At 63.3% G+C, this 12,074-nt stretch carries 8 protein-coding genes; 5 read left to right on the top strand and 3 right to left on the bottom strand.

Annotated elements, in window-relative coordinates; genetic code table 11:
- Nucleotides 1-9 precede the first annotated feature (9 nt).
- Nucleotides 10-1,566: a methyl-accepting chemotaxis protein gene (locus tag HDG34_RS20390; protein WP_184062001.1), complete on the top strand. Its 1,557-nt coding sequence runs from the start codon at nucleotides 10-12 to the stop codon at nucleotides 1,564-1,566.
- Nucleotides 1,567-1,632: 66 nt separating this feature from the next.
- Complete coding sequence (locus HDG34_RS20385; RefSeq protein ID WP_409259458.1) at nucleotides 1,633-2,739, top strand: lactonase family protein; 1,107 nt, start codon at nucleotides 1,633-1,635, stop codon at nucleotides 2,737-2,739.
- Nucleotides 2,740-3,095: 356 nt separating this feature from the next.
- Here HDG34_RS20385 and HDG34_RS20380 read toward each other — a convergent pair whose 3' ends face one another.
- Genes HDG34_RS20380 through HDG34_RS20370 form a run of 3 tightly spaced genes read right to left on the bottom strand, consistent with a single transcriptional unit; the run spans nucleotide 3,096 to nucleotide 8,941 of the window.
- Nucleotides 3,096-4,604, bottom strand: coding sequence for an efflux transporter outer membrane subunit (locus HDG34_RS20380; RefSeq protein ID WP_184061907.1), 1,509 nt, complete (start codon nucleotides 4,602-4,604; stop codon nucleotides 3,096-3,098).
- A gap of 29 nt (nucleotides 4,605-4,633) precedes the next feature.
- Nucleotides 4,634-5,773, bottom strand: coding sequence for an efflux RND transporter periplasmic adaptor subunit (locus HDG34_RS20375; RefSeq protein WP_184061906.1), 1,140 nt, complete (start codon nucleotides 5,771-5,773; stop codon nucleotides 4,634-4,636).
- 18 nt (nucleotides 5,774-5,791) lie between these two features.
- A complete protein-coding gene (locus HDG34_RS20370) occupies nucleotides 5,792-8,941 on the bottom strand; it encodes an efflux RND transporter permease subunit (protein ID WP_184061905.1) in 3,150 nt (1,049 codons plus the stop codon).
- An 87-nt stretch (nucleotides 8,942-9,028) separates the two neighbouring features.
- Here HDG34_RS20370 and HDG34_RS20365 point away from each other — a divergent pair, with 87 nt between their 5' ends.
- The 3 genes from HDG34_RS20365 (at nucleotide 9,029) to HDG34_RS20355 (ending at nucleotide 12,071) form a co-directional block, all read left to right on the top strand.
- Nucleotides 9,029-9,688: a TetR/AcrR family transcriptional regulator gene (locus HDG34_RS20365; RefSeq protein ID WP_311734812.1), complete on the top strand. Its 660-nt coding sequence runs from the start codon at nucleotides 9,029-9,031 to the stop codon at nucleotides 9,686-9,688.
- A 324-nt stretch (nucleotides 9,689-10,012) separates the two neighbouring features.
- Complete coding sequence (gene pdhA / locus HDG34_RS20360) at nucleotides 10,013-11,101, top strand: pyruvate dehydrogenase (acetyl-transferring) E1 component subunit alpha (protein ID WP_184061904.1); 1,089 nt, start codon at nucleotides 10,013-10,015, stop codon at nucleotides 11,099-11,101.
- Nucleotides 11,094-12,071, top strand: coding sequence for an alpha-ketoacid dehydrogenase subunit beta (locus HDG34_RS20355; RefSeq protein WP_184061903.1), 978 nt, complete (start codon nucleotides 11,094-11,096; stop codon nucleotides 12,069-12,071). The genes pdhA and HDG34_RS20355 overlap by 8 nt, the downstream gene beginning before the upstream one ends.
- Nucleotides 12,072-12,074 lie beyond the last annotated feature (3 nt).

Here is a 12,074-nt window from a genome sequence, read left to right as displayed (position 1 = left end):
AAAAGTAGCATGAGAAACGTATCGGTTCGAAATAGTCTCCTGACTGTCTTCCTGATCTTTGCGGCGATGATTTTGCTGGGCGGCGTGATCGGTGTCGCCACGCTCAGCCGCGCGAATGCCAATCTCAACCGCATCCATCAGATTGCGACGCAGGAAATTCTCGTCAACGACGCATACAAGGACTCCACACGCACTCGAGCCGCGTTGACACGAGCCTACTCAGCTCTAAAGGAGCGCAACGACGAGACGACGCGAGACTCGGCATTGAAGAGCGCCGAAACGACGATGAACCGGGCGGATGCGGAAACCGAGTCGTTTCGAAGCGCCGCCGTTTTTCGTGGCCAGGACGACGGGTTGAAGCAGCAGTTGATCGAATCGTCAGTCAACCTCGCCGCGATTCTGAAGAAAGCCTCCGATGCTCTGCGTGCCGGCGATACGAACGCCTACGCCGCTATCAACGATCACGACATTACGTCAACCGGTGTGGCGTATTCGGTGAATGTCGAGAAATTCCAGAGCATCGCTAACACGTTGTCGAACGATGCCATCGCGCAGCTCGATCGCGAATATACGTGGGTCGTCAGCCTGGTCATTTTCGGAGTGAGCGCGGCGCTGGTCCTGATCGTCGCTGCGCATTTCGCGCTGCGGCGCATCGTGACGACTCCGCTGAACGACGCCGCCAATCTGCTCGATCGAATCGCGGCGAATGATCTGACAGCGCGCATCCCCGAGGCGAGCGGCAACGAGATCGGTCAGCTATTCGCGGCGATGCAGCGGATGCAGCGTGGTTTGGCTCAGACAGTGGCAAACGTGCGCAACAGTTGCGAGGCCATTTACGGCGGCGCGCGCGAGATTGCCGCGGGCAATGTGGATCTGTCGAGCCGCACAGAGCAGCAATCAGCGGCACTGGAAGAAACCGCGGCCAGCATGGAGCAATTGACGTCCACCGTCAAACAGAACGCGGATAACGCGCAGCAGGCAAGTGCACAGGCTTCGAGCGCAGCCGATGTCGCCGAGCAGGGCGGCGAAGTGGTCGAGCGCGCCATCGAGACAATGAATTCAATCAGCCAGAGTTCGCGTAGGATCGCCGAGATCACCGGGATGATCGACAGCATCGCATTTCAGACCAATATCCTTGCGCTGAATGCGGCGGTCGAATCGGCACGGGCCGGTGAGCAGGGACGCGGCTTCGCCGTCGTCGCAAGCGAAGTTCGCAGTCTAGCTCTGCGCAGCGCGGACGCCGCCCGAGAGATCAAGGCCTTGATCGGCGCCTCGGTCGAGGACGTAGCTAACGGCAATAGCCTGGTCGCGCAGGCGGGTCAGTCGATGAAGCAGATTGTTAGCGCCGTGCGCGGCGTGGCCACCATCATGAATGAAATCAAGGCAGCAACGATCGAGCAGAGCACGGGCATCGAACAGGTCGGCCAGGCGGTTACGCAGATGGACCAGGTGACTCAACAGAATGCGGCACTCGTCGAAGAAGCCGCCGCTGCCGCGAGCGCGCTCGAACAGCAGGCGCAGTCAATGACGAATGCAGTCTCGGCATTCCGCCTCGCCGCGCAATAGAAGCTCCGATTGACCGACGCAAAGCGCTGGTCGATTCAGACAATCTAAATCATTTCTAACTGGGGTATGAATATGAACGTTAAAGGCGTGCTGGGCGCCACCGCAATTCTGATTGCCGGTGCTTCCCTCTCCTGCGTGTCACAGGCCGCGACGTACGCATATGTATCGAATGCAGATAGTCAGGATATCTCGGTTTTCAGTCTCGACAAGTCGAACGGCTCGCTTGCGCCCGTGGAGACTGTGTCTGTCGGTGCAACGGTGATGCCGATGGCGTTTTCGCCGGATCACCTCCGGCTCTACGCAGGACTGCGCTCGAAGCCTTATCGCGTGGTGAGCTTTGCGGTCAATCCGCTCGATGGCCGGCTGATCGAACTCGGCAGGGCGCCGCTTGCGGATAGCATGGCGTATATCTCGACGGACGCAAACGGCCGTTACCTCTTTTCCGCGTCATATGGCGGCAACCTTCTGGCGGTGAACCAGATCGGCGCGGATGGTGTGGTCGGCAACGTACAGCAGACCGTCAAGACCGGCCCGATGGCTCATGCGATCCGCAATGCTCCGGACAACCGTTTCGTATTCGCGTCGGTTCTCGGCGCGGATGCCTGGCTTCGTCTCAAGTTCGACGCCTCGAATGGGCAGTTGACCGAGGACACCGCGCCCGCCTATTCGTTGCCGCCGAAATCGGGACCACGTCACTTCGTATTCTCGCCGGATCATCGCTTCACGTACCTGATCGATGAACTCGACGGCAAGCTGCACGTACTCGCCTTCGATAGCACCCGCGACACCGTCAAGCCGGTCGAAACGGTCTCGATCCTGCCGCCCGATTTCTCCGGCGACAAGCCATGGGGGGCCGATCTGCACCTGACCCCGGACGGGCGATTCCTGTTTGCATCGGAGCGCACATCGAGCACGCTCGCGGCGTACAAGGTGAATGCTGCCTCTGGCAAGCTCACGCGTATCGGTACATACCAGACGGAAAAGCAACCGCGTGGATTCAATATCGATCCGTCCGGCAAGTACTTGCTGGCTGTCGGGCAATTATCGACGAGCCTTAGCGTTTACAACATCGATCGTAAGACTGGCAAGCTGAGTGCGATCGGACAGTATCCGGTCGGCAAGGGCGCGAACTGGGTTGAACTCGTGGAGTTTGATGGCACAAACGCCGATTGAGGCTTGATTCCCGGATCGCCGTGCGGTGAGCATGGCGTTCCTGCTTCGGCTTTCACTGGGCGCCACAATTTGCGTTTTGTCGGCGGTGATGCGTCCAGTCTTCCGAGAGGTGGCGCTGCCTTGGAACGCACCCGGCGCCCCGTTGCAGAACGTCAGGCTTTCGTGGCAGCGAACGGCCGCTATAGAGAAGGTCGACCCGCCACTTACGGCCACGCTGAACCACTCGAACCAGATTTGCCACGGTCTCATTGCGGGCCGACAGGATGTCAATCCGAGCGGTCCGGAATGGCTTGCCAGGACCATGACTGTGCCGCATGGTTCCGGGCGACGGGAGGGCATGCCCGCGATGAGGATCATTAGCCGCGCTCACGCACCACATCGCTGCGGTTCCACCATCCGCCGCCGACAGCCTGAAAGAGTGCGACGGTATCGGAATACCGGGTGGCCTGAGTCTGGACGAGGCTGATGCGGGCCTGCTGGTACGTCCGCTGCGCGTCGAGCAGCGCAAGATAGCTGATCGCGCCAACGTGGAACTCGCGCTGGGACACAGCGAGGCTGTCCGCCGCCGCCCGCTCGGCTGCTGCCTCGGCCACCACTGCGTCCGCATCTGATTGCAGCGCTCGCAACGCATCAGCCACGTTCTGAAACGCCGAGATGACGGTGTTGCGATACTGCGCCGCTGCTGCATCGAAAGCGTCAATTGCGGCGCGGCGCCGGTGCAGCAACGTTCCACCTTCGAAGAGGGGCTGCGTGAGTCCCGCTCCCAGGTTCCAGATCGCGCTTCCCGGCGAAAACAGCGCATCGTTGGTCTCACTGCCATAGGCGGCGCTGAGCGTGAGTTGCGGCAACATATTGGCGGTGGCGACGCCGATCTCTGCGCTTGCGGCGTGCAGTTGCGCTTTCGACGCGCGAATGTCCGGACGCTGCTCGACGAGTGTCGACGGCAGGCTGACCGGCAACGTGTCGGGCAACTGCAGCGACGCGAGATCGAACGTCTCGACCAGCTCGTCACTCGGGAAGCGGCCAAGATAGGCCGTGAGCTGATTGCGGGTCAGCGCCAGTTGCTTTTGCAGCGGCGGCAACTGCGCGCGTGTTTGCGCCAGCGTGGCCGCCTGCGCGAGTACCGCCGCATTGGCGACGGCGCCGATCGCGAATTGCCGTTTCAATCCCGCGAGTTGCTGCGTCTCGATGGCGACGATCTCCTCTGTGGCTGCAATCTGCGCCCGCAACGAAGCCTCCTGTACGGCGGCCGTGGCGACGTTCGACGTCAAGCTCAGATAGCTCGCCTCGAGTTCGAAGCGTTCGTACTCGGCTTGCGCGGCGAGCGATTCGATCTGCCGGCGCGTACCGCCCCAGATGTCGAGCAGGTAGGTGACGCTCACCGAGGCGTTGTTGAGCCTGAAGACCGGCACCGCGGTCGAGATCCCGAACGGCGAGCCCGAAATCTTCTCGCGAGCAGTCGAGATGTCCGCACTCACCGTCGGGAACAGCGCCCCTTGTGCTGCGTAAAGCGCTTCGTTGGCCTCGCGAAGGGTGGCCTGCGCCGCCTGCAGGCTCGGGTTGGCCTCAAGCGCACGTTCTACGAGTGCGTTCAGCGCAGCCGAGTGGAATAGCGTCCACCATTGCCCCGGAATGTCGAGAGCTTGCACGAAGCGCTGCGCCTCGCCGCCGTGGACGTCCGACGCGACGGTTCGCTCCGGCAGCGGCTCCCGCGTATAGCCGCTGACCTGCGGCGGCCCGGGTGGCGCGAAGTCAGGTCCGACTTCGCAGCCGCCAAGCAGCGTCGCCGCCGAAAGCGCCGCGCAGGCGGCGCTGCGGCAACATGCTGCCCGGGGGTGACGCGCAAAGCCGGGGTTCGATGTCATTGCTGCGCGCTCCTCATGTTACGGGCCGTTTACGAAGACTTCGCCGCAACCGGTTTCACGGCCATGCCGGGGCTGAGCTTGAGGAGATTGCCGACCACGACCGAATCGTCCCGAACGACGCCCTTCCTGACCACGACAAGTGGCCCGTAGTCCGAGCCGAGGGTCACGTAGCGCTGCTCGACCCGCTTGTCTGCGCCGACGACGTAGACGTATTTGCCAAGCTGGTTGGAGCCGACGGCCACTTGTGGCACCAGCAGCGTGTTGGGTGCGTCCGCGACGTGCAGGCGCACGCGGACGAATTGCCCCGGCAGCAACGTGTGATCCGGGTTCTCGACGGTCGCGCGCGCGGTGATGGTGCCGCTGCTGCGCCCCACGTTGTTGTCGAGAAACGTGAGCCTGCCACGGTACTGCGGGCTCGCGCCCTGACCGACGATGACCTCGGCCGCGATGGTCCCCTTCGCCTGATCCTGCTGGATAGTGGCGAGATCGGTGTCCGGCGGATTGAAGGTGGCATAGATCGGGTCGAGCTGCACGAGGGTGTTGAGCTGGGTCCCCGTGCTGCTGATGAGCGCACCTTCATGCACCTGACTCAGGCTGAGACGCCCGGAGAACGGCGCGCGGATCTTCGTAAAGTCGAGATTGAGCAGCGCCGTCTCGATCAGCGCACGATCCGCCGCGAGCGCGGCCAGGTCTTGATGCTCGGTGCTCGCGGACTGCTGCAGCGTATCGATCGACACGTCGCCCGTCTCGCTCATCAGCGTATTGCGGCGATGGCTGGCGATGGCATATTCGAGCGCCGCCGCATCTTTTGCCGCCTGCGCCCTCGCCTGATCGAGCGCCGCCTGATAACTGCGCGGATCGATCTCATACAGGAGTGTGCCCTTGCTCACGTCCGAGCCATCGGACACCCCCTGCTTCGCCAGGTAGCCGGTCACCTGTGCCTGAAGCGTGACGGTGCGGATCGCGTCCGTGGTGCCGACATATTCGAGGTAAACCGGCACGGTCTGCTCGACCACCTGGGTTACGGGCACCTCGGTGGGGGCGGCTGGGTCCGGCGCGGGCGGGCTGCCGGTAGCCTGTCGCGCTCCTCCACCTGTGAACGACAGGACGCAGACGACTACGGCGATCGCCAGGCCTGTGGCTACAACGCGAAGTTTGCCGACTCTCATTGCGCCGTTGCTCCCCGATCAATCCCCGGACGCCGCCTCGCCGCCATCGCGAGGCGCGCGACCGATACGTTTGAGCACGGCCTCACGCAAGTGCTCGATCACCGTGTAGAAGATCGGCACGAATCCGAGGCTGAGCAGGGTGGCGGCGAGCATGCCGCCTACCACCGTCGTCCCGATCGACCGGCGGCTCGCGGCGCCCGCGCCGGAGGCGATCATCAATGGGACGGCGCCAAAGATGAACGCGAACGCGGTCATGAGGATCGGGCGCAGACGCAGGCGGGCCGCCTCGGTCACCGCCGCGACGATATCGAGGCCGGCTTCGCGGCGCCGCTTGGCAAATTCGACGATCAGGATCGCGTTCTTCGCCGCCAGCCCGATCAGCAGGACGAAACCAATCTGCGCATAGATGTCGACCTGCATGTGGCGCAGCCATAGCAGCCCCAGCGCGCCGAACAGGGCTAGCGGCACCGTGAGGATGATGGTGAACGGCAACGTCCAGCTCTCGTATTGCGCGGCGAGGAACAGGAACACGAAGGACAGCGCGAGCGCGAAGACCAGGCCCGCGACCGAGCCGGCCTGCAGCTCCTGATAGGTAATGCCCGTCCAGTCATAGCCGAAATCCGCCGGCAAAACGCGCGCCGCGCGCTCCATCGCCGCGATCGCCTGGCCCGAACTGTAGCCCGGCGCCGCACTGCCGGTGATCTCCGCGGCACCGTAGAGGTTGTAATGAGGCACCGTGTCCGGCCCCACCGTCGGTTCGAGCCGGCCGAGCGTGCCCAGCGGCACCATGCTTCCCGCGGCGTTGCGCACGTAGAGCCGCGACAGGTCGCTGCGGTTCCCGCGGGCGTTGTCGTCGGCCTCGAGCAACACCTCGAAGGTGCGGCCGAACAGCGTCACATTGTTCACGTACAGCGAGCCGAGATAGATCTGCATCGTATTGAACACATCGCTCAGGTTGAGCCCGAGCAGCTTCGCCTTCACGCGGTCGAGATTGAAATCGTATTGCGGCGTCGACGTGTTGTAGCTGGTGAGCAGGGTGCGCCGCTCGAGTTCAGGCTGTTGCTGCGCCTGGGCGAGAAAGGCCTGGGTCGCCTCGCCGAGTGCGGCACTGCCCCGGCCGCTCAGATCCTCGATTTCGAAATCGAAGCCGCCGAAGGTGCCGAGGCCGGCAATAGTCGGTGGAATCAGTGCAAGCGCCACCGCCTCCGGAATCTGATTGAGCTTCGGCTGTACCGTGGCGATGAGGTTGGCGACGCTCTGCTTCGCACCTCGCTCGTCCCACGGCTTCAGGATCACAAACTGGGCCGCACTGTTCGACGTCGTGCTGCGAGTGATGAAATTCAGACCGCTGATGGACAGCACGTTCGCCACGCCGGGCGTCGCCCTCAGGATCGCGCGGGTCTGCTCCATTACGGCCTCGGTGCGTTGCAGCGAAGCGCCATACGGGAGTCGCGTAATCACATAGAAATAGCCGGGATCTTCAACCGGCAAAAAGGCGGAAGGGATCGTCGAATGGAGCAGCCAGGTCACACCCAGGCCACACGCGAAGACCGCCAGCGCGAGCCAGCGCAGCCGGATCAAGCCGCGCAGCGAATTCGCGTAGTGGCTGCGCGCCCAGTTAAAGCCTTGATTGAACTTGCGAAACAGGATGAACCGTGGCGGCCTGTCCCGTCGCAACAGCAACGCGCAGAGCGCCGGACTGAGCGTCAGGGAATTGAACGCCGAGAGCGCCACCGAAATGGCGATGGTCAACGCAAACTGATTGTAGAGACGGCCCGTCACGCCCGGCAGGAAGGCGATCGGCACGAACACGGCGCCGAGCACTGCCGAGGTGGCAACGATCGGCCCCGTCACTTCCCGCATCGCCGCCTTCGCCGCAGCCATGGGCGTAAGCCCGCTCTCGAGTTGGCGTTCGACATTCTCGACCACGACGATCGCATCGTCGACGACGAGGCCGATAGCGAGGACCATGCCGAGCAGGCTGACCGTGTTCAGCGAAAAGCCGAGCACCAGCATGATCGCGAGGGTGCCGATGAGCGCCACTGGAATGGCGATCATCGGAATGAACGTGGTCCGCCAGCTCTGCAGGAACAGGAACACGACGCCCAGCACCAGCAGCAGCGCAAAGGTCAGCGTCTTCATCACCTCGACCATCGAGGCGGACACGAACATGGTGGTGTCGTAGGTGATGCCCCACGCCATCCCTTTCGGGAAGCGCTTTGCAAGCGTCTGCATCGTGGCCTTGACACGCTGGTCGAGGTCGAGCGCATTGGCGCTCGGCAACTGGAAGACGGCGAGCAGCGCCGCCGGGTGTTCGTTCACGGAGGCGCTAGAGGTGTACTGAAGTGCGCCCAGATCGATGCGCGCCACGTCGCGCAGATACACGGTTGCGTCGCTCGCCGTGCCGGCGCGCAGCACGATATTGCCGAATTGCTGCGCGTCCGCCAACTGGCCGTGGGTGTTGATCTGGTATTGAAACGTCGTGCCCGCCGGCGCCGGCGCCTCGCCGAACTTGCCTGCGGCGACCTGCACATTCTGTTCGGCGATCGCATGCTGGACATCGCTGGCGGTCATGCCGAGCGCGGCGAGCTTGTTGGGGTCGAGCCAGATGCGCATCGAGTAGCGGCGTTCGCCGAAGATCGTGACATCGCTCACGCCGGGCAGGCGCTTGAGCGAGTCGACGAGTTGGAGATAAGCGTAGTTGCTGAGGGTGACAGGATCGATCGAGCCGTCTGGCGAATAGAGATTCACCGCCAGAACAAAGTTCGGGTTCTGCTTCTGGATGGTGATGCCGGCCTGATTGACGATGCTGGGAAGCTGCGCCGTCGCCTGCGAGATGCGGTTCTGCACGTCGACCGCGCCGATGTCGATGTTGTAGCCGACGTTGAACGTGACGGTGATCGTGGACGTGCCATCGTTGGCACTCACCGACGACAGGTAGCTCATACCCGGCACGCCGTTGATCTGCTCTTCGAGCGGCGCGGTGACGGTGTCCGCCACGACCTGCGCGCTCGCACCCGTATAGGTCGACTTGACCAGAACCTGTGGCGGCGTGATCTGCGGAAACCGCTCCACCGGCAGGTTGAACCAGGCAATGAGCCCCGCGAGCACCATGATGGTGGCGATCGACGATGCGAAGATCGGACGCTCGATAAAGAAATCGACCATTGACCTCGCCCCGAGTCCCAGGTAGCTTGACGGAAACGCGCCGGTATAGTTTCCGCCGTCGGTAGACATTGTCAATAGGCCTGGATCGTGACGCGCGAAACACAGACTCAACCTATCCGATCAGGCGGGCGTCCTACGCTGCGAGAGTCCGAAATTCGTCTGCAGCGCCTGCTCGATGTTGCGCAGCGCCATTTTCTTGCCGCTGGATATCGCGAGACCAGCCTTGAAGGCATCGCGCGAGAGGCGGGTATTGCAAAAAAAACGCTGTACGATCGATTCGGCAGCAAGGCGGGCCTGTTCAGCGCAATCGTCGAGATGCTGCGTCGTTCATGGATCACGCAGCTCGGCGATATCGTGCTCGATGCGCGCCGTCCGGAAAATGTCCTCGAGAAGGTCGCGCTCCATCTGCTGGATGTGTGCACGCGGCCTGACATGATCGCATTGCATCGCCTGCTTCTGACCGAGGCCTATCGTTTTCCCGAACTCATCAGCGGGTATTACAACAAGGCGGGTGAACTACGCGGCATGGAGCCGCTTTCGGACTATCTTCGTTCGGCAGTCGCCGATGGCGCATTGCAACTCGATGACGTTGCGCTGGCTACCGAGCAGTTTCTACACCTGGTACTCGGCGGGGTCCGCGCGCGGCTGCTGCTTGGCGCCACCAGGAGGCGCCCCGGCGCATCGGAGCGCAACAGAATCGCGCGTGAGGCGGTCCGCATCTTCCTCGCTGGATGCAAGGTGCTCTGAGCGAGCGCGTTCCGGTCTTCGACCGATTCTGCCCGGCCGATATTCGCCTGGAGCGGCCGCGGCCGGCGGGATGCCGGCGCAATTCCCGTCTGCTTCCGGGGCCGCGCAACCGGCCACCCGCTGCTGCATTGCGACAATCGGGCGTCCGTATTCCTGGTTGCCGTGCCGCGTGTGGTTGAGGCGGCGAGGAATTGGCCCCCTGTACGTGTTTCCCTTGCCTAAACTCAAGTTGGTACGCGCCGAACTCTGACGGCACGAGCGCGGTAGCGCTCGCGCGCGAACTCCGGCACGTATTTGAAATCTGAAAGAACATGGGGGGCGGACATGACGACGGCTGTCAGCTTTCATATCGGCTATACGCAATACCTTGGCCTCGATGGCGAGCCTGTCCAGTCATTGCCAGCCTTCGCACGTGACCCGGCGGCGCTGATTGCGCTCTATCGCGCGATGGTGCTGACACGGGCGTTCGACACGAAGGCGGTCGCGCTGCAGCGTACCGGCAAGCTCGGCACCTTTGCGTCGTCGGTCGGCCAGGAGGCGATCGGTGTCGGTGTCGCCAGCGCGATGCAGCCCGACGACGTGCTGTTCCCTTCGTATCGCGATCACGCCGCGCAATTGCTGCGCGGCGTCACGATGACGGAAAGTCTCCTGTATTGGGGCGGCGACGAGCGCGGCAGCGATTTCAGCGTGCCCCGTAACGATTTTCCGAACTGTGTGCCGATCGGCACACAGGTGTGCCATGCGGCCGGCGCAGCCTACGCGTTCCTGCTGCGTCACGAGCCGCGCGTTGCGGTGGCGATCTTCGGCGACGGCGGCACATCCAAGGGCGATTTCTACGAGGCGATGAACATGGCCGGTGTCTGGCAGGCGCCGCTTGTGCTCGTCGTCAATAACAACCAGTGGGCGATTTCGGTACCACGCAGCCACCAGAGCGCTGCGCAAACGCTCGCGCAAAAAGCGATCGCTGCAGGAATAGAGGGGCTGCAGGTCGACGGCAACGACGTGATCGCCGTGCATCAGGTTGTCCACGCGGCGCTCGCCAAGGCTCGCCGCGGCGATGGCCCGACGCTGATCGAGGCGCTCAGCTATCGCCTTGGTGATCACACGACGGCCGATGACGCGACGCGCTATCGCGACGCCGAGGTCATCGGCAAGCAATGGGAATACGAACCGCTGCTTCGTTTGCGCACCTACCTGATGCACGTGAACGTCTGGACCAAGGCGCAGGACGAGGAACTCGGTAAGGCGTGCCGTGCGCAGGTCGAGCAGGCCGTCGACGCGTACCTGGCGATACCGCCTGCGGGCCCATCCGCGATGTTCGATCACCTGTATGAGGCGTTGCCCGCAGCGATGCGTGAGCAACTGGCGATGGCGCAACGTTTCGCGCCGGCTAAGGGGCACGGCGATGGCTGACCTCAACATGGTCGAGGCCCTCAATCAGGCGCTCGCATATGAACTGGCGCACGACCCTACCGTTGTGCTGCTCGGAGAGGACATTGGCGTGAACGGCGGCGTATTTCGCGCGACCGTCGGGTTGCAGACGCGCTTTGGCGCTCAGCGGGTGATCGACACGCCGCTGGCCGAAACCGCCCTCGCCGGCTGCGCGATCGGCATGGCGGCGATGGGCGTTAAGCCCGTTGTGGAGATCCAGTTCGCCGGGTTTGTCTACCCGACCATCGATCACATCCTGAATCATGCGTCGCGTCTGCGGCATCGAACGCGCGGACGACTGACGTGTCCGCTTGTGATCCGTGCGCCATGCGGCGCAGGCATTCACGCACCAGAGCACCATTCCGAAAGCCCTGAAGCGCTGTTCACCCACATACCCGGGCTGCGCGTCGTGACGCCGTCGTCGCCAGCACGCGCGTACGGCTTGCTGCTGGCGGCGATCCGGGACCCGGACCCGGTGATCTTCTTCGAGCCGACGCGGCTGTACCGGCTCTTCAGGCAGCCAGTGGAGGATGACGGCGAAGCGCTGCCACTCGACAGTTGCTTTACGTTGCGCGATGGGGCAGACGTCACACTGGTGAGTTGGGGCGGGGCGTTACAAGACGTGCAGGCCGCGGCCGATCTGCTCGCGCAGGAAGGCGTAATGGCCGAGGTGATCGACGTGGCGACGCTCAAGCCGCTCGACATGAACACCATTCTCGCGTCGGTGGCGAAAACCGGACGCTGCGTGATCGTGCACGAGGGCTCGCATGCCGGAGGGGTCGGCGCGGAGATCGCCGCCAACATCGCCGAGCGCGGACTGTACTCGCTGCTCGCACCGGTGCAGCGCGTCACCGGTTATGACGTGGTGGTGCCGCTGTACAGACTCGAGAATCAATACATGCCAGACACTGAGCGCATCGTTGGCGCGGTCAGGCAGGCGCTGGAAGCGTAGGGA

It is taken from the genome of Paraburkholderia sp. HC6.4b, from assembly GCF_014200875.1.
Lineage (GTDB): Bacteria > Pseudomonadota > Gammaproteobacteria > Burkholderiales > Burkholderiaceae > Paraburkholderia > Paraburkholderia tuberum.
This window is presented reverse-complemented; position numbering and strand designations above follow the sequence as displayed.